General features: G+C 43.7%; 16 protein-coding genes. 6 read left to right on the top strand and 10 right to left on the bottom strand.

Annotated elements, in window-relative coordinates; translation table 11 throughout:
* Nucleotides 1-73: 73 nt before the first annotated feature.
* The 4 genes from asnB to nagA form a co-directional block, all read right to left on the bottom strand.
* Nucleotides 74-1,738, bottom strand: a complete 1,665-nt coding sequence (asnB, locus tag NP165_RS09360; RefSeq protein WP_257083708.1) for an asparagine synthase B — start codon at nucleotides 1,736-1,738, stop codon at nucleotides 74-76.
* A 213-nt stretch (nucleotides 1,739-1,951) separates the two neighbouring features.
* Complete coding sequence (locus NP165_RS09355) at nucleotides 1,952-3,541, bottom strand: cation:proton antiporter domain-containing protein (protein ID WP_257083706.1); 1,590 nt, start codon at nucleotides 3,539-3,541, stop codon at nucleotides 1,952-1,954.
* A gap of 86 nt (nucleotides 3,542-3,627) precedes the next feature.
* Nucleotides 3,628-4,842 carry a DNA-binding transcriptional regulator NagC gene (nagC, locus tag NP165_RS09350; RefSeq protein WP_257083705.1) on the bottom strand — a complete coding sequence of 405 codons (1,215 nt, stop codon included), beginning with the start codon at nucleotides 4,840-4,842 and terminating at the stop codon, nucleotides 3,628-3,630.
* A 2-nt stretch (nucleotides 4,843-4,844) separates the two neighbouring features.
* Complete coding sequence (gene nagA / locus NP165_RS09345) at nucleotides 4,845-5,981, bottom strand: N-acetylglucosamine-6-phosphate deacetylase (RefSeq protein WP_257083704.1); 1,137 nt, start codon at nucleotides 5,979-5,981, stop codon at nucleotides 4,845-4,847.
* Between the two features lie 479 nt (nucleotides 5,982-6,460).
* On the opposite strand from nagA, the gene nagE reads away from it, so the two are divergent.
* The gene (nagE, locus tag NP165_RS09340) at nucleotides 6,461-8,038 is read left to right on the top strand and encodes an N-acetylglucosamine-specific PTS transporter subunit IIBC (protein WP_257083703.1); all 1,578 of its coding nucleotides are present in this window, start codon (nucleotides 6,461-6,463) and stop codon (nucleotides 8,036-8,038) included.
* A gap of 258 nt (nucleotides 8,039-8,296) precedes the next feature.
* The gene (gene glnS, locus NP165_RS09335) at nucleotides 8,297-9,967 is read left to right on the top strand and encodes a glutamine--tRNA ligase (protein ID WP_257083702.1); all 1,671 of its coding nucleotides are present in this window, start codon (nucleotides 8,297-8,299) and stop codon (nucleotides 9,965-9,967) included.
* A 109-nt stretch (nucleotides 9,968-10,076) separates the two neighbouring features.
* Here glnS and fcrX read toward each other — a convergent pair whose 3' ends face one another.
* Nucleotides 10,077-10,526 (bottom strand): ferric iron uptake transcriptional regulator FcrX, encoded by a 450-nt coding sequence (gene fcrX / locus NP165_RS09330; RefSeq protein ID WP_257083701.1) that lies wholly within the window; start codon nucleotides 10,524-10,526, stop codon nucleotides 10,077-10,079.
* Between the two features lie 197 nt (nucleotides 10,527-10,723).
* Between fcrX and NP165_RS09325 the strand changes: the two genes are divergently transcribed.
* Nucleotides 10,724-11,224: a DUF4442 domain-containing protein gene (locus NP165_RS09325; RefSeq protein WP_257085578.1), complete on the top strand. Its 501-nt coding sequence runs from the start codon at nucleotides 10,724-10,726 to the stop codon at nucleotides 11,222-11,224.
* A 52-nt stretch (nucleotides 11,225-11,276) separates the two neighbouring features.
* Here NP165_RS09325 and fldA read toward each other — a convergent pair whose 3' ends face one another.
* The 3 genes from fldA to NP165_RS09310 form a co-directional block, all read right to left on the bottom strand.
* The gene (gene fldA, locus NP165_RS09320) at nucleotides 11,277-11,810 is read right to left on the bottom strand and encodes a flavodoxin FldA (RefSeq protein ID WP_257083700.1); all 534 of its coding nucleotides are present in this window, start codon (nucleotides 11,808-11,810) and stop codon (nucleotides 11,277-11,279) included.
* Nucleotides 11,811-11,855: 45 nt separating this feature from the next.
* The gene (locus NP165_RS09315; protein ID WP_257083699.1) at nucleotides 11,856-12,077 is read right to left on the bottom strand and encodes a DUF2788 domain-containing protein; all 222 of its coding nucleotides are present in this window, start codon (nucleotides 12,075-12,077) and stop codon (nucleotides 11,856-11,858) included.
* 93 nt (nucleotides 12,078-12,170) lie between these two features.
* Nucleotides 12,171-12,935 (bottom strand): alpha/beta fold hydrolase, encoded by a 765-nt coding sequence (locus tag NP165_RS09310; protein ID WP_257083698.1) that lies wholly within the window; start codon nucleotides 12,933-12,935, stop codon nucleotides 12,171-12,173.
* Nucleotides 12,936-13,076: 141 nt separating this feature from the next.
* On the opposite strand from NP165_RS09310, the gene seqA reads away from it, so the two are divergent.
* Nucleotides 13,077-13,616, top strand: a complete 540-nt coding sequence (gene seqA / locus NP165_RS09305) for a replication initiation negative regulator SeqA (RefSeq protein ID WP_257083697.1) — start codon at nucleotides 13,077-13,079, stop codon at nucleotides 13,614-13,616.
* 88 nt (nucleotides 13,617-13,704) lie between these two features.
* Nucleotides 13,705-15,351, top strand: coding sequence for a phosphoglucomutase (alpha-D-glucose-1,6-bisphosphate-dependent) (pgm, locus tag NP165_RS09300; RefSeq protein WP_257083696.1), 1,647 nt, complete (start codon nucleotides 13,705-13,707; stop codon nucleotides 15,349-15,351).
* A 102-nt stretch (nucleotides 15,352-15,453) separates the two neighbouring features.
* Here the strand turns inward: pgm and NP165_RS09295 are convergent, their stop codons facing one another.
* On the bottom strand, nucleotides 15,454-16,206 hold the full coding sequence (locus NP165_RS09295; RefSeq protein WP_257083695.1) for a DUF1853 family protein: 753 nt from the start codon (nucleotides 16,204-16,206) through the stop codon (nucleotides 15,454-15,456).
* 134 nt (nucleotides 16,207-16,340) lie between these two features.
* Here NP165_RS09295 and NP165_RS09290 point away from each other — a divergent pair, with 134 nt between their 5' ends.
* Nucleotides 16,341-17,099 carry a Nif3-like dinuclear metal center hexameric protein gene (locus tag NP165_RS09290; RefSeq protein WP_257083694.1) on the top strand — a complete coding sequence of 253 codons (759 nt, stop codon included), beginning with the start codon at nucleotides 16,341-16,343 and terminating at the stop codon, nucleotides 17,097-17,099.
* A 63-nt stretch (nucleotides 17,100-17,162) separates the two neighbouring features.
* On the opposite strand, the gene NP165_RS09285 is transcribed toward NP165_RS09290, so the two are convergent.
* Nucleotides 17,163-18,452 carry a citrate synthase gene (locus NP165_RS09285; RefSeq protein WP_257083693.1) on the bottom strand — a complete coding sequence of 430 codons (1,290 nt, stop codon included), beginning with the start codon at nucleotides 18,450-18,452 and terminating at the stop codon, nucleotides 17,163-17,165.
* Nucleotides 18,453-18,472: the final 20 nt, after the last annotated feature.

The following is an 18,472-nucleotide window of genomic DNA, read 5'->3' as shown; positions in this document are numbered from 1 at the left end:
GAAACAACGTTAAAACGTGAAAGAGGCACCTTGTGGGCCTCTTTCATTACTGTTGGTCAGGGAGAATTATCTGTTAGTACGCGTCGTTGTGTACCGTTTGCACCGCACGACCAGAAGGGTCAACACAGTTTTTGAATGATTCATCCCATTCAATCGCTTTTGCTGACGAACATGCCACTGAAGGTCCACCAGGAACACACTCTGCAGCCGAAGGTAGAGGGAACAACTCTTCAAAAATTTCGCGGTAAACGTAACCTTCTTTTGTTGTTGGTGTGTTGTAAGGGAAGCGGTACTGAGCTGTTTCCATTTGTTGATCAGTAATTTTGGCTTCCGCCACTTCTTTCAGAGTGTCAATCCAGCTGTAGCCTACACCATCAGAGAACTGTTCTTTCTGACGCCAAGCAATTGAATCTGGTAGGTAGTGCTCAAAACATTCGCGTAGAATGTGTTTCTCCATCTTACCGTTACCACACATCTTATCGGCTGGGTTTAGGCGCATTGCCACATCGATAAACTCTTTATCTAGGAAAGGTACACGACCTTCAACGCCCCAAGCTGCAAGTGATTTGTTTGCACGCGCGCAGTCAAACATGTTTAGAGCAAGCAACTTACGTACTGTTTCTTCGTGGAACTCTTTCGCGTTCGGCGCTTTGTGGAAGTAGAGGTATCCACCGAAGATCTCGTCTGCACCTTCTCCAGAAAGCACCATCTTAATACCCATCGCTTTAATCTTACGGCCCATTAGGTACATAGGCGTTGAAGCGCGGATGGTTGTTACGTCGTAAGTTTCGATATGGTAAATCACGTCACGAATCGCATCCAAACCTTCTTGAATGGTGTACGTCATTTCGTGGTGTACTGTACCAATTTTATCTGCTACTTCACGAGCCGCTTTTAGATCTGGAGCACCTTCTAGGCCCACTGCGAATGAGTGTAGCTGAGGCCACCAAGCTTCTGATTTCTCGTCATCTTCGATACGCATTGCAGCAAAGCGTTTTGCAACTGCTGAAGTGATTGAAGAGTCCAAACCACCAGAAAGAAGTACACCGTAAGGAACATCAGTCATTAGCTGGCGTTTTACTGCGGCTTCAAGCGCTTCAGTTAGCTCTTCTTTACTTGATGTGTTGTCTTTTACTGCGTCGTATTCGTTCCAATCGCGAGTGTAGTAACGCTGTGGTTCAGAATCTGCAGACGAGTAGTAACAACCTGGAGGGAATTCACTGATTGTTTTACAAACTGGCGTTAGCGCTTTCATTTCTGAAGCAACATAGTAGTTACCATGTTCATCGTAACCTTGGTACAACGGGATGATACCGATGTGATCGCGACCGATTAGGTACGTGTCTTTTTCTTCATCGTATAGGATAAAGGCAAAGATACCGTTTAAGTCTTCTAGTAGGTCGACACCTTTATCTTGGTAAAGCGCTAGAATAACTTCGCAGTCTGAATCTGTTTGAAAGTCGTATTTACCTTCGTAGCGTGCGCGGATCTCTTTGTGGTTGTAGATCTCACCATTGACCGCAAGGATGTGTTTCTTATCTGGGCTAATTAGCGGCTGAGCACCACTATTTAGACCAACAATTGCCAAACGCTCGTGAGCAAGAATAGCTTTGTCAGATGCATAGATACCAGACCAGTCTGGGCCACGGTGGCGCAGTTTTTTAGACATTTCCAATGCTACTGGGCGAAGAGCTTGAGCATCACTTTTGATATCTAAAATGCCGAAGATTGAACACATACAACTTCCCTTTAAAATTTATTTAACTCGTTGACATCAATTTGCCATCCTGATTAAAAAAAGCAACTATCACTGATTAAAAAAATAATAAAAAGCCCATTGTGGTAAATATTATTTAAAATAAACGGTGATTTAGTGGATTTTTTCCATGTCTTGCTTGTCGATCGAGCAAAAAATTAAAAAAGGCTGCCACTTGGCAGCCAATTTTAAAACTTATTCAGATGGGGTAAATGAAGGTTGAAGCTGTTTACATACATGCCTTGCAAAACCGCTCCCCGCTTCATTATAGATATTGAACGCAGCGTCGACCCCTTTTTCTACCAAGCTATCTAATTGATCCGGATACTCTGCGATAGCGGCAATCTGGCCTTCGAAGTTTCTGCGCTGTAACTGCTCCAGCGCAATTTGGTTCCCTTGGTGGTGCGGCATGGATAGGAGCACCAATTTCACATTGGTTGTGTCTAAGATACGTTCCCAAAAATCTGAGTCGGTAGCATCACCAGCGATGACGTTACGACCTTCGCTTTGATGTTTGATTGCTGCATCTTCACGAACCTCTATACCTAAGCTTATATTGCCGTATCGTGCTTTTAGCTCGTCGTATGCACCCGTACCAATGCGGCCCATGCCTAAGATTAGGATCTGTGCATGCCCAGGGTTAATTAACTTATCTCTGGTGTTGAGCTTTTCAGCGGCATGCTCTCGTAACCAGTGGCTAGAGTGTTGATAGAGTCTATGACCGTAGCGGTTGATAGGTGCTGCAAGGATAAAAGACATGGACACAGCAATCGCAATGGCTACCAAGATATCGCCACTCATCCAACCCATCTTAAAGGCCAAGCCACCGACGATGAGGCCAAATTCACTGTAGTTAAATAGGCTTAGAGAGGCTAAAAGCGAAGTGCGTACACGGAACTTAAAGGCGTTGATGACGATAAAGTAGAGAATCCCTTTGATTGGAAGCAGTAGCATGAACAGTACGGCAAGCGCGAAGCCCGACCAAGTAGGTTGCTCTGATAAACCAATATTGAGGAAGAAACAGACAAGGAATAGCTCTTTTAAATTGAACAGTGACTTAGATAACTCCGATGCTTTGCTGTGACCAGCCAGAAGCATTCCGAGAATCAGAGCCCCGAGATCTGGTTTCATGCCAACCAGTTCGAATAAACCAGCACCAACAACTAGCGCGAAAAATATACCAAACAGTACCAGCATTTCGCCGTGGCCAACCAAATCTAAGATTTTGTAGAACACGGGTCTGAGTAAAGGAAGGGCAAACAAAGCAATCGCATACCACTCAGGTAGCTTTCCTGTCGATGCGGTTAAGAAAATAACAGCAAAAATATCCTGCATGACCAGAATACCGATGGCGAGCGTGCCATAGGTCGCGTTCATTTCCCCTTTTTCTTGCAACGATTTAACGGCGAATACGGTACTTGAGAAAGACAGGGCAAAGCCAAGCAATAAGATTTGATCCATGGACATGTCGGCTAATGCGCTGATACCAAGATACTTAAAGCAGATTAATGCAATACTGAACAGGGCCGTAGAAGCAATATTATGAACGGTTGAGCCAGCCCAAATTTCTTTAGAAAGTAACGTCTTAATATCAAGCTTAAGACCAATGGTAAACAATAGCAGCGTAACGCCTAAATCAGCCAAAGTAACAATCGTTTCGTTACTTTCAAAACCGAAAGCATAAAGCCCAAAGCCAGCCAGCAAAAAGCCAACGAGAGGAGGAAGGTTTAACTTTAATACAATAAAGCCAGCGAGAAATGCGGCTGATATGAGAATGAGTTCCATAGTTGTTCTTATATTTTGATTCCAAAGAAAAAGGCTGCATCTTTCGACACAGCCTTCTATTCTAACTCAACTAATTGCTTAAGCGATCAATCTTCAAGCAATTTTTGTAACAAAACGCCGTTCAGCATAGCGCGCTTGATCATGGCAAACGCACCTAGTGTCGGCTGTTTATCAATTTCAGACGCAACAATAGGTAAGTCATGATGGAACGTTGGTAGTGATTGATTTTCGACATTTCGACGAATAGCAGGAAAAACAATCTCTTCACATTGAGTGATCTTACCGGCGATGACAATTTTTTGAGGGTTAAATAGGTTAATGGTAATGGCAATGGCTTTACCAAGTTGGTTCCCGACCCGGACTAAGCTTTGTTTTGCTAGCTCATCACCTAGGTTTGCGTGTTCGCATACGTCGGCAATGGTGATCGTTTCTAGGGTAGACAAACTCGACTCATAACCCTGTGCAAGTAGCTTATTTACGCGCTCAATGATGGCTGGGTTGGCGGCGACTGTTTCTAAACAACCAAAATTGCCACACTGACACTGTTCGCCAAGAGGATCGATCTGAATATGGCCGATTTCGCCCACGTTGCGGTTGTAGCCTAAAAACACTTGCCCATTAACAATGATACCTGCACCGGTACCTCTATGTACGCTGACTAAGATAGAGTCTTGGCAATCGCGACTTGCGCCAAAGTAATGTTCGGCTAATGCCATGCCTCTAACGTCATTTCCAACAAAACACTCGACATGGAACGTATTTTTGATCAGTTCAGCCAGGCTTAATTTATCAATAGAAATATTTGGCATGTACTCAACAACACCAGTTTCCGGATTAACGAGTCCTGGCAAGGAAATACCAATCGCAATCAGTTGATTAATTAAGTTGTGGTTAGTACTGATGAACTGTTTAAGTTGGCTAAGTAGCCCTTCCACTAGCTCTTCTTGAGTCGTGTAGAAAAACTCAGTGTAATCAGAAGCCAGCTCTTTGGCACCTAGGTTGTAGAGGCTAAACTGGATGTAATCTCGACCAATTCGCACTGCAATCGAGTGAAAAGGTTCGACTTCTGTCGTTAGAGAGATCGCTCTTCGTCCACCAGTAGAAGCTTGCTGCGCGACCTCTTTGATTAGGCCACGCTCTAAAAGTTGGCGGGTTATTTTTGTAACACTGGCAGGAGCCAGTTGGCTGACGTCAGCTACTTGAATCCTTGAAATAGGACCTTGCTGGTCAATCAACCGATACACTGCTGCACTGTTTAGCTGTTTTACTAAATCTACGTTACCTATTTGTCCGCCATTCATTCTCAATTTTGCTCGTATTGTCCGTTTACAATTGTCGCTTGAACTTTAAAGTCACGATCGAATACGGTTAGGTTTGCCACCATGCCTTTTCTTATACGGCCTAGTTTGTGATCCAACCCGATGGCTTTAGCAGGGTATAGCGTTGCCATTCGAAGTGCTTCGTCCAAAGCGATACCGACGTGCTCAACAGTATTTTGAACTGCTTCAATCATTGTGAGTGCCGAGCCGCCGAGTGTGCCGTTTTCATCAACACACTTACCATTTCGGTAATATACTTTCTTACCAACAAAAATAAAGTAATCCATGTCAGCGCCTGCAGGAGCTGTGGCATCGGTCACTAATACTAATTTTTCGCCCTTAATTTTGTGAGCGATACGAATGTTTGCATAATCGACATGGAACCCGTCTGCAATGATACCTGCGTACACATCCGGTGTATCGTAAATGGCTCCGACAACACCAGGCTCACGGCCCGTCATTGGTGTCATCGCATTGAATAGGTGAGTGGCAAAGGTAATGCCTGCATCAAATCCTTGGCGAGCTTCAGAGTAAGTCGCGTTAGTATGGCCAATCGACACAATAATCCCAGCGTTTTTGAGACGTTCGATGTGCGTTAGGTCGTTGTGTTCCGGAGCTAATGTGACTTTAGCGATGACGTCTGCATTGTCGCAGATAAAGTCAATCATGCTTTCATCGGAAGGGCGTATATAATCGACGCTGTGGATACCTTTTTTCTCAACATTTAGGTAAGGACCCTCGAGGTGTAAACCTAAAGATTGGTTCTGATACTTATCATGGTACTCGCGAGCGGCTGCAATCGCTTGACGCATATCTTCGTCAGAGGAAGTAATCAGTGTTGGAAGAAAGCTAGTACAACCTGATTTCAGATTAGCTTGATGCATGATTTGCATCGTGTCCGCGGTAATTTCATCATTCAACATCACACCGCCACAGCCATTGAGCTGTAAATCAATAAACCCAGGGCTTAATTTAGCGCCGCTAAGGTCACGGGTTTCTATGCCTGTCGGAAGTTCAGAAACCAAGCATACAGATTCAATTATGCCGTTGTTAATAATTACAGCGTGGTCAACCAGAACATCGCTGCCGGTATAAATTGTACAATTTGTTAGCGCGTACATGGTGGGCTAATCCTTATGTCTAAATTCTAAAAGTTGTCAGTGATCTAATAGGAGCAATTTAAGTGAAACAGAACTTTATTTGCAGACTTCAATTAGATCGAAAAATATCTTTAGCAAGCGGGAAATTTTTTCTCGAAAAAGTGGTATGAACCGACGAGGTGATTCTTACTTTTCTATTGAACTATCGATGTGCTGCCCCGTAATTAACACAACGATAGATAAGGTATCATGCCACTCTCAGTACTTAGAGGATACTGCAAGTTTGTTCGTGTATTCTTCATTTTTTTGTATTGTAAAATAAGTTTTATGATCTCGCTAGCAAAAACCCTCTCGCCTGATCATTTCAGGTGACTATGATCACAAATGATGACCTTTTAATTTGCGGGGCAAAATTAATCTCATAAACTGAACGGGACTAAATTGAGCCACTAAAAAAAGTTGCTCAGACAAAATATGAAATCCTATAGGGGGAACTAAAGGTGAATATTCTTGGATATGCGCAGAAGTTAGGTAAAGCTCTTATGCTTCCTATCGCGACCTTGCCAATCGCAGGCTTGTTATTGCGTTTGGGCCAACCAGATGTGTTTGATATCGCATTTATGGCACAAGCTGGTAACTCTATTTTCTCTAATCTTCCATTGTTGTTTGGCCTCGGCATTGCGATTGGCTTGTCTAAAGACGGTCAAGGTGCGGCAGGTCTAGCGGGTGCAGTTGCATACTTTGTGCTGACTGCAACAGCGACTACAATTGATGCTTCGATTAACATGTCATTCTTCGGTGGTATCATCGCGGGTATTATCGCTGGTCACTCTTACAACGCTTTTCATGCTACACGTCTTCCAGAGTGGTTGGCCTTTTTCTCTGGTAAACGTTTAGTACCTATTATGGCGGGCCTGTTTGCTCTTGTAGCGGGTGCCATTGGCGGTTTCGTATGGCCAACTATTCAAAGTGGTCTGGACGCGTTAGCACACGGTATTTCAACGTCTGGTGCTATTGGTCAGTTCCTTTACGGTACGCTTAACCGTGCACTTATTCCTGTTGGTCTTCACCACGTACTTAACTCTTTCTTCTGGTTTGGTATGGGTAGCTGTCAAGAAGTACTCGTAACGGGTGCATCTGCAGCTGGTCAAGCTCTACCTGCGCTACAGCAGCTGTGTGTAGATCCTGCACTAGCGAAGACACTTGTTGCTGGTCAAACTCATACATTTGAATTTACTAACACTGTCACTCCAGAAATTACTGCTACAGTGAAAGAAGTCACAGATGTGGTTAAATCTGGTGACCTACACCGCTTCTTCGGTGGCGACAAATCTGCTGGCGTATTCATGAACGGTTTCTTCCCTGTGATGATGTTCGGTCTGCCAGGTGCGGCGCTAGCAATGTACTTTGCTGCTCCAGCTGAAAAACGTCATCAAGTTGGTGGTGCACTATTCTCAGTAGCATTCTGTTCATTCCTAACAGGTATCACTGAACCTCTAGAGTTCATGTTTGTCTTCCTAGCGCCTGCACTGTATGCCATTCACGCAGTGTTTACAGGTCTATCGCTAGTGGTTGCGAATATGCTTGGTACACTACATGGGTTTACTTTCTCAGCAGGTCTGATTGATTACGCATTGAACTTTGGCTTAGCAACTCACCCATTACTACTAGGTGCGGTAGGTCTTGGTTTTGGTGCTCTGTACTTCTTTACATTCAGCTTCGCAATCCGCGTATTTAACCTAAAATCGCCAGGTCGTGAAGATGATGATTCAGAAGTAAGTGCCGCTCCTGCAGCTAAATCAGATAAAGGTGAGCTAGCGCGCCAATATCTTAAAGCGTTAGGTGGTCATGAGAACCTGACTTCCATTGATGCTTGTATCACGCGTTTACGTTTAACTCTGAAAGATCGCTCTGTTGCCGATGAGATTGTACTTAAGAAACTTGGTGCAAAAGGCGTTGTGAAGTTGGGTGAAAATAACCTCCAAGTTATCTTAGGCCCACTTGCTGAAATCGTTGCCGGCGAAATGAAAGCTGTCGGTGCGAATGAAGACCTAACAAATGTAAAACTGCCACACTAACTACATAGCAGTTCAATGTTAATGAAAGCCTCCTTCGGGAGGTTTTTCTTTACCCGCTTTCTGCTTATTGAGTGCCGAAAAGCTGCGCACATCAGAGCTCATTTCAATCTAATGCCATAATATTTGCGAATAAAAGCTGAGTTCTAGTTGTGTAAATGCCAATAATTGTGGATCATTGGACGCTATATACTTTGAGGGGAAAGAGACTCCTCAAATACAATTTATCTGAACAATACTACAACAATTGAGGTGCTCTAGATGAGTGAAGCTGAAGCTCGTCCATCGAATTTCATTCGCCAAATCATCGATAAAGATTTAGCGGATGGTAAACACACAAGCGTGCATACTCGTTTCCCGCCAGAACCAAACGGTTATCTGCACATCGGTCACGCTAAGTCAATTTGCTTGAACTTTGGTATTGCTCAGGACTATCAGGGTAAGTGTAATCTGCGTTTTGATGACACAAACCCAGAGAAAGAAGACGTAGAGTACGTTGAGTCAATTAAGAATGATGTGAGCTGGTTAGGCTTCGAATGGGATGGTGAGATTTGCTATTCATCAAACTACTTCGACAAGCTTTACGAGTTTGCAGTGGAATTAATTAACAAAGGCTTAGCGTACATTGAAGAGCTAAGTCCTGAGCAGATCCGCGAATACCGTGGCACACTAACTGCGCCTGGTAAACCAAGCCCATACCGTGATCGTAGCGTTGAGGAAAACTTAGCGTTATTTGAGAAAATGCGTGATGGCGGCTTTGAAGAAGGTAAAGCATGTCTTCGTGCGAAGATCGATATGGCTTCTTCTTTTATGGTTATGCGTGATCCGGTTCTTTACCGTGTTCGTTTTGCTCACCATCACCAAACGGGTGATAAGTGGTGCATCTACCCAATGTACGATTTTACGCATTGTATCTCAGATGCGTTGGAAGGCATTACTCACTCGCTATGTACACTTGAATTCCAAGACAACCGTCGTCTTTACGATTGGGTATTGGAAAACATTACAATAGATTGTCAGCCACATCAGTATGAGTTTAGCCGCCTAAACCTTGAGTACACAGTGATGTCTAAGCGTAAGCTAAACCAGTTGGTTAGCGAAAAGCTTGTGAACGGCTGGGATGACCCACGTATGCCAACGATCTCAGGTCTACGTCGTCGTGGCTTTACATCAGCTTCTATCCGTGAGTTTTGTAAACGTATCGGTGTGACTAAGCAAGACAACATGATCGAGATGAGCTCACTAGAGTCTTGTATTCGTGATGATCTGAACGAAAACGCGCCGCGTGCGATGGCAGTTCTGGATCCTGTGAAAGTAGTGATTGAAAACTACGACGCAGATAAAGTAGAAACACTTACGGTAGCGAACCATCCGAACAAACCTGAGATGGGCGAGCGTGAAGTACCGTTCACTCGTGAAGTTTGGATCGAACGTGAAGACTTCCGCGAAGAAGCGAACAAGAAGTACAAGCGTCTGGTTCTAGGTAAAGAAGTTCGTCTACGTGGCGCTTACGTAATTAAAGCTGAGCGTATCGAAAAAGACGCCGAAGGTAACATCACGACTATCTTCTGTACTTATGACGATGAAACGCTAGGTCAAAACCCAGCAGACGGTCGTAAGGTTAAAGGTGTTATTCATTGGGTATCGGCAGATAAAGGTCTACCAGCGGAAATCCGCCTATACGATCGCTTGTTTACTGTGCCTAACCCAGCGGCGGCTGATAACTTTGCAGAAACGATCAACCCTGATTCGCTGCAAGTTAAGCAAGGTTTCGTTGAGCCTAGCTTGGCGAACGCTGAAGCTGAAAAAGGCTTCCAGTTCGAACGTATGGGCTACTTCTGCGCGGATGCGAAAGATTCAAAAGCAGACGCTTTAGTATTTAACCGCACAGTAGGTTTACGTGATACTTGGGCTAAAATCGACGCTCAGTAATGACCGTTTAAAATAGAAATAAAATGCCAGTCTTCGGACTGGCATTTTTGTATCTGTACATAAAAGGGGGACAAAATAAAAGCGCTGTAGAAGCGCTTTTAAATAGTCGTTATTTTTTTGGTTTGTGTGCGTCTGGATTATCTTTGCAGCTACCATCACTACATTTACCATACAGGTATAGGCTGTGGTTGGTCAGGATAACGTTGTATCTAGCCGCAATCTCTTTTTGACGTTCTTCGATAAGGTCATCTGAGAACTCAATAACTTCACCGCAGTCTAGGCAGACTAGGTGATCGTGATGGTGTTGTGTCGAGAGCTCAAATACTGATTTGCCACCTTCAAAATGGTGACGAGTCACAATACCTGCATCATCAAATTGGTTTAATACTCGGTATACGGTAGCTAGACCGATCTCTTCTCCTAGATCAATCAGCTTTTTATATAGCTCTTCAGCACTAATATGTTGGCATTCTGGCTGCTGTAGTACTTCTAAAATCTTCAGTCTTGGAAGGGTAACCTTAAGACCAGCATCCTTTAGCGCTTGGTTGTTGTCTGACATATACTTTCCTGTTGATGATCTGCAGTAATAAACAGAATTCAATATTCCTAATATTATAGGGTAGTCGGCAATAACAATAAACCACGAACTTCAAAGGGTTACTTTGTATTGACGTAAACTCGTTCTATGTCACTGATTAAACAACTCTGACCAGTTACAATTCATTAACATTGTGATGGAAAATTCAGGGAATGAAAATGAAATTGTGGATGAATATCGCTGATAAACCAAAAGTCGTTAAATTTGCTCTCAACTTATGGCCGCCTTTTTGGGGCTCAGGGATTAAGATTTTGTCGATCAGTGAGGATTTTCGCCAAGTTCAAGTGAAGCTAAAGTTACGTTGGTGGAACAAAAACGCCAATCGTACTCAGTATGGCGGCAGCATATTTTCTTTAACTGATCCTGTCTACTCGCTGATGTTGATGGGTATTTTGGGTAAAGAATATTATGTCTGGGACAAAGAGGCGAGTATCAACTTTATCAAGCCTGGGCAAAGTGATTTATATGCCGACTTTATTGTTCCTCAAGATTTGCTAGAGGACGTTCTTTGTCAGACCGCAAACGGTGATAAGTGTTTTCCTGAGTTTATTATCCATATTAAGGACAAAGATGGGATTATAGTCTCAGAAGTACAAAGAACACTCTACGTACGCAAGAAACCTCAATATCGAGAGAGTGTACAAGAGCAGGCAGCGTAAACCGAAGATACAAAAAAACCTCCGATTTGGAGGTTTTTAATCAACGCTTTGGTTAGCCTTCAAGCTCTGCTAAGCACATTTCTTCATGAATCTGCTTACACCAGTTGTTTACGCGTTCTTCAGTAAGTTCTGGTTGACGGTCTTCATCAATACATAAACCAACGAATTGGCTATCGTCGCCTTCAACAAGCCCTTTAGATGCTTCGAATTCGTAGCCTTCTGTTGAGGTGTAGCCTAGGATCGTACCGCCTTTTGCTTCAACGATGTCACGAACAGTGCCCATCGCATCACAGAAGTATTCCGCGTAATCTTCTTGATCACCACATCCAAAGATAGCAACTAGCTTAGTTGAGAAATCAATTTGTTCTAGTTCTGGGAAGAAATCATCCCAGTCACATTGAGCTTCACCGTAGTACCAAGTTGGGATACCAAGTAGTAGCAGATCGAAGTTATCGATGTCTTCTTTACTACTTTTAGCAATATCTTGTACGTGAACAAGCTGTTTACCTAGTTGTTTTTGAATCATCTTTGCAACAGCTTCAGTGTTACCTGTGTCGCTACCGAAGAAGATACCTACACTTGCCATAGATTCGTTACCCTTACTATTTTCTTGTTGTGGCTATACAGGAGATCAACCTAGCCCCGTGCCTTCCCAGCTGAACTGAATAATGCCTTTTGCAATAAAACCAGCACAGCCCAAGAATAGGACTAGCCATACTATGCGACGACCAAAAGGAGGAACATTGCCTGCTTTAAGGACATCTTTAATCGCCATACCAATTAAGAAAAAGATAGACGCAAAAAGTAAATCGAGACCGATAGACTCGAGCATGTTCATGTAGTCGTAGAGCATGGAATCCCTATATACCAAAATACTTGCGCTGCACTATACCATCGTTAATAGATAAAGTTAACGGGTAGGTTGCAACTGACCTCTCATTATGTTTTATGCAATAAATTTGCGTATTGCTCTTAAAACTTCGGCTGGCTTTTCTGCATGCAACCAGTGGCCAGTATTTGCGATGACATGAGCTTTAGCCGCAGAAAATTGCTTTTGAACGTCTGGCTGGTGATCATTGGTTAAATAGTCTGAGTCGCCCCCCTTGATAAATAGGGTAGGCGTAGAGATTCGTTCGATAGGTGCCCAGCCAAGGATTTCCCAATAGTTGTTCCAAAGGCTTTCAACGTTAAAGCGCCACTCTAGATGATCGCCGCTGTTGTATAATGACTTGCCCAAAAATTGTCTTACACCTTCTAGCTCAATATGCTGGGATAAGATATCTAAAGCTTGCTTTCGCGAGGTTGGTTTTTGCGCTAGTACTGTTTTTAAGCCACTGAAGACATTATCGTGACGACTTTGCGTATATTCCACTGGGGCCATATCTAAGACCACGAGCTGAGTCATCTGGTCTTGTGCCAGCTCTGCCAACTTCATAGCGACCTTTCCACCCATGGAATGACCGATAACTGTGTATTTTTTAAGATCCAAGCTCTGAATCAAATGGAATACGTCTTGAGCCATGAGGGCATAGTTGTGTTCATCGCTTTGGAAAGATTGACCGTGGTTACGTAGATCCACACTGAGAACCTGATGATCAGTGCGTAAATCTCGTGCTAGTAGACCTAGGTTATCTAGATTTCCAAACAATCCGTGGATCAAAATGATGGTGTGACCTTCACCTTCGACTTTGTAGTTGAGCAGTTGTGACATTTTACTTTATTCGTGGCAGTTTAACGTTGAGACTAGTTTAAGCCTTCATTCTGCTTCAGATACAGGATCTGAAACTCGCATCTTGAGGTTACTTGGGTATATAATCCCCCAGAGTTTAAACATAGAGATTGTGAAAAGCGAATGAAAACAATTGAGGTTGATGAGGATCTATACCGTTACATCGCAAGTCAAACCCAGCATATTGGTGAAAGTGCATCTGATATTTTACGTCGACTACTGAATGTGGACGGAAAGAATCAATCGCCAGCGCCAGTCATTCCGGTACAGCCACAAGGTATTGTCGTTAGCCGTGATGCAGCTAAAGAAGAAAAAGTAGACAGCGTAAAAGAGATGCGCTCGCTGCTTATCTCGGATGAGTTTGCAGGGCTTAAGAAAGCGATTGATCGATTTATGTTAGTGCTATCTACACTTCATCGCATCGACCCAACAGGTTTTTCTGAAGCGACTCAAGTTAAAGGTCGCAAGCGAGTATACTTCGCAGATAATGAACAAACATTACTCGAACACGGTAACACCACGAAACCAAAAGCGATTCCGGGCTCACCTTTCTGGGTGATCACCAACAATAATACTAGCCGGAAACGACAGATGGTGGATCAGCTAATGATTCGAATGAGCTTCCCAGCCGACCTGACCGAAAAGGTTGCTAACTCGATTTAAAGAAGTCTGATTTAAACCTCATAATGCTCTGTAAGACTCCAGTATTATGAGGTTTTTTAGTTCCATTATTTAAAGAAAGGATGTCAAAATGGCTATGCACCTACGAGCAGGGCAAAAAGCTCAGCAGCAGGATCTTCATAATATCCCTGCTCTTGTTTCAAATTATTTTCTACTTCAACCAGACCCTGCTAACCCGGCACATAAAGTGGAATTCGGGACTTCTGGCCATCGCGGCACGGCAGATAAATCAACGTTCAATGAGAATCATATTCTGGCAATCGCACAAGCTATTGCAGAAGTCCGAGCGCAAAAGGGAACGACAGGGCCGTTATTCGTAGGTAAAGATACTCACGCGTTATCGGAACCTGCATTCTCAAGCGTAGTAGAAGTGCTCATTGCAAATGGCGTGGAAGTGATTACGCAGGAAGATAACGGTTACACGCCAACGCCAGGTATTTCCCACGCAATCTTAACTTACAACCTGAAGCATGAAGATAAAGCGGATGGTATTGTTATTACCCCTTCTCATAACCCGCCTCAAGACGGTGGCATCAAATACAACCCACCACATGGTGGCCCAGCGGAAGGTGAGTTGACAGAAGCAATCCAAAATCGTGCAAACGAGCTGATTTCAGAAGGGCTTAAGAGCGTAAAACGTATGCCTCTTTTTGAAGCTAAATCGTCAGCGTTGTTTGTAGAGAAGGATTTAGTGAAGCCATACATCGATGATCTGGTTAACGTTATCGATATGGACGCGATTCAAAAAGCAAACTTAAAAATCGGTGTGGACCCACTCGGTGGTAGCGGCATTGATTACTGGCGTCAAATTGCAAAGACGTACAACTTAGATCTTACTCTAGTGAGTGAGGCGATTGATCCGTCGTTCCAGTTTATGTCCTTAGATAAGGATGGGGTAGTACGTATGGACTGCTCTTCACCTTATGCGATGGCAGGTCTATTGGCGCTTAAAGACGAATACGATTTGGCATTTGGTAATGATCCTGACTATGACCGTCACGGTATTGTGACACCAAAAGGCTTGATGAACCCTAACCACTATTTGGCTGTATGTATCGATTACCTATACCGTCATCGCGAAGGGTGGGGTAAAGACGTAGCAGTTGGTAAGACTCTGGTATCAAGTGCACTGATTGACCGCGTGGTTGCTGACCTTGGGCGCGAATTATGTGAAGTTCCGGTGGGCTTTAAATGGTTCGTTGATGGTTTGTACGAAGGTAAATTCGGATTTGGTGGTGAAGAAAGTGCAGGTGCATCTTTCCTACGTAAAGATGGTACGCCTTGGTCGACAGATAAAGACGGCATCATCCTTTGCTTGCTAGCCGCTGAAATTACAGCAGTGACAGGCAAGAACCCTCAGGAGTACTACGAAGAGTTAGCAGCGAAACACGGCGAATCTCAGTACAACCGTATTCAAGCTGTTGCCAACGGCCCGCAAAAAGATGTGTTGAAGAAACTGTCTGCGGAAATGGTCACTGCTGATACGCTGGCTGGTGATGCGATTACGGCTCGTTTGACTCACGCTCCGGGTAACGGTGCAGCAATTGGTGGTCTAAAAGTGACGACCGAGAACGGTTGGTTTGCGGCTCGGCCATCGGGCACAGAAGATATTTACAAAATTTACTGTGAGAGCTTCAAAGGCGCAGAGCATCTGAAGCAAATAGAAGCAGAAGCGCAAGATATTGTAAATCAGGTGTTTGCTAACGCAGGTTTATAATTTTGGCCCTTGCCATCGAATACGAATACTGCAAATCATTCGTGAATGATAAAGGTTGGTGATTATCACCAACCTTTATTGTATCTGCCGAGAAGGCTCATGTTACTTTCCGGGCCAGCTATTAGGTACAACAAACCAAAATTTCCCGTCTTTCGTTTGTGCGTGAATAAATCGACCATTTGGCTTTTCAATAGGGTGTTCAAACTCAGTGATTCCAGTCGCCCAGTAGGGTTTGGCTAATTCAAACAATGTTTCGCCAATTTGATCCCACTGGCTTTGATAGCACCAGTAACCTGAAAGTTGTCTCTGATTTAGGGCGAATCCAAGACACTCTGTTGGCACGGGCTCATCAGTAAATGGGTTGATATAGAGGCGACCTTGTAGCAATAGATGTTCAGTCAGGTTGTCTAAGTGTGGATACTGATTTTTAAATGGCTCGGTTGAACTCATTTTCAATTGATGGGTTAACATTCTAGCTAGCTTTTTATCTAGCTGATCATGTGCATTTGGGCCAAACCACGTACCTTTATGAAGAAGATAAAACTTAATCGCCACTTCCCAATGCTCTAACTTTCCAGACTCTTTATTGTTAAGAATCAGATCGATAGCGCCAAGTGTTTGTCCGTTGTCGTGATTGATTTGCGCTTCGTCGAGTACGATGGAGTAGCGATCGCTCTGATTTAATAACTCAGTACATAAGTGTTGATACAAAAAACCCAGTCTCGGGTTTCCTATGTAATCGCTGTTTGACAGAGGGGCGACGCGCAAATTTTCCAAAGAAACAAATGGCGGTGTTAACTTAAACAGTGAAGGAGAGTGCGCAATCCAGTCATAAAAGCGTTGTAGCTGATTCATCTTAATTCCTGTTTTCGGACGCTTACCACGAAGCCATGTAAATCTCTCTCTATTGTAACCATTTCTGATTGCATCTAGCATCACTAACATCGTTAGAATACACTTTGTCAGTGGCGAAATAAGCGGAAGTCGAAATGAACAATTTACAGCTGGAAAAAATATTAAACGAGCTTTTATCTCCTCAACTTATTAAAGATTACGCACCGAATGGTCTGCAAGTTGAAGGAAAATCAGAAATTAAGCGCATCGTAACGGGTGTTACAGCCTCTCAAGCATTGATTAATAAAGCAGTAGAGCTCAATGCAGACGCACTGCTTGTTCACCATGGTTACTTCTGGAAAGGAGAGCCAGAGCCGATTCGAGGCATGAAAGGCAACCGCATTCGCACGCTAATAAAAAATGATATCAACTTGTTCGGCTATCACCTGCCGTTAGATATTCATCCTGAGTTGGGCAATAACGCAGAATTGGCTCGCTTACTTGAGATAGACGTAGAGGGTGGATTAGAAGGTCATCCACAATCAGTCGCGATGTTTGGTCGTTTAAAAGAGCCGCTAAGTGGTGAAGAGTTTGCTAAAAAAATCAACCAAGTGCTGAATCGAGAGCCGCTACACATTGCTCCAGAAGCTAATGACAAGATGATTGAAACGGTTGGATGGTGTACAGGTGGTGGACAAGATTTTATCGAATTAGCCGTGGCAAACGGTTTGGATGCATTTCTTTCGGGTGAGATCTCAGAAAGAACGACTTACACTGCTCGCGAAATGGATATTCATTACTTCGCAGCCGGGCACCATGCAACAGAAAGATACGGTGTTAAAGCGTTGGGTGAGTGGCTGGCGAAAGAGCACGGTTTGGACGTCGAGTTTATCGATATTGATAATCCAGTTTAAAATTGCTTATAAAAACGAAAGGTTGGCACATGGCCAACCTTTTTACTCTATCAAACGGAGATATTACTCGCGTTCATGCATAGGGTGAAATTCACGTTGCTCTTTACCAGTGTATAGCTGGCGAGGGCGACCGATTCGGTTTAGCGGATCAGTGTGCATTTCGTTCCAGTGAGCAATCCAACCAACTGTACGTGAAAGTGCAAAGATAACCGTAAACATAGAAACAGGAATACCAATCGCTTTTAGAATAATACCTGAGTAGAAATCCACGTTCGGGTAAAGTTTCTTAGAAACGAAATATTCATCAGAAAGTGCAATACGCTCAAGTTCCATTGCAACATCAAGTAGTGGATCTTTGATGTTTAGCTCTTTAAGTACTTCGTGACATGTTTCGCGCATTACTGTCGCACGTGGATCGTAGTTTTTGTAAACTCGGTGACCGAAGCCCATCAAGCGGAATGGGTCATCTTTGTCTTTCGCACGTTCAACGTATTCTGGAATGTTGTCTACACTTCCAATCTCTTCAAGCATTTTCAGACATGCTTCGTTTGCACCGCCGTGAGCAGGGCCCCAAAGGGACGCGATACCTGCGGCAATACATGCGAATGGGTTCGCGCCAGATGAACCAGCAAGACGCACAGTTGAAGTAGATGCGTTTTGCTCGTGATCCGCATGAAGTGTAAAGATTTTATCCATTGCACGAGCGACAACAGGATTAACTTCGTACTCTTCACATGGGTTTGAAAACATCATGTGCAAGTAGTTTTCTGCGTAGTTTAAATCGTTTCTTGGGTAGATGAACGGCTGACCAACAGAATATTTGTAACACATAGCTGCCAGGGTAGGCATCTTAGATATTAGTCGGTATGCAGCGATTTCACGGTGCTCATCATTGTTGATATCAAGAGAATCGTGGTAGAACGCTGCAAGCGCACCAACCACACCACACATAACCGCCATTGGGTGAGCGTCACGGCGGAAACCATGGAAAAAGCTCGCGATTTGCTCGTGTACCATTGTATGACGAGTTACGGTGACTTTAAATTGCTCGTATTGTTCGCGGGTTGGGGCTTCGCCATAAAGAAGGATGTAACATACTTCTAAATAATCAGCGTTGTTTGCTAGTTGATCAATCGGGTAACCACGGTGTAAAAGAATGCCTTTATCACCGTCGATATATGTGATTTGAGATTCACAAGATGCAGTGGCAAGAAAACCTGGGTCAAAAGTAAAGTATCCGTTTGCTCCCAGTGTTCGAACGTCAATTACAGGGGTACCTAAAGCACCTTCCATAATTGGCAGCTCGATAGGCGCTTTGCCTTCAACATGAAGGGTCGCTTTCTTATCCGCCATAACAATCTCCTTTGTTTATT

Origin of the sequence: Vibrio japonicus (assembly GCF_024582835.1) — a bacterium.
Lineage (GTDB): Bacteria > Pseudomonadota > Gammaproteobacteria > Enterobacterales > Vibrionaceae > Vibrio > Vibrio japonicus.
Note: the sequence above shows the minus strand (reverse complement) of the source record. Positions and strands in the feature narration are given on the sequence as shown.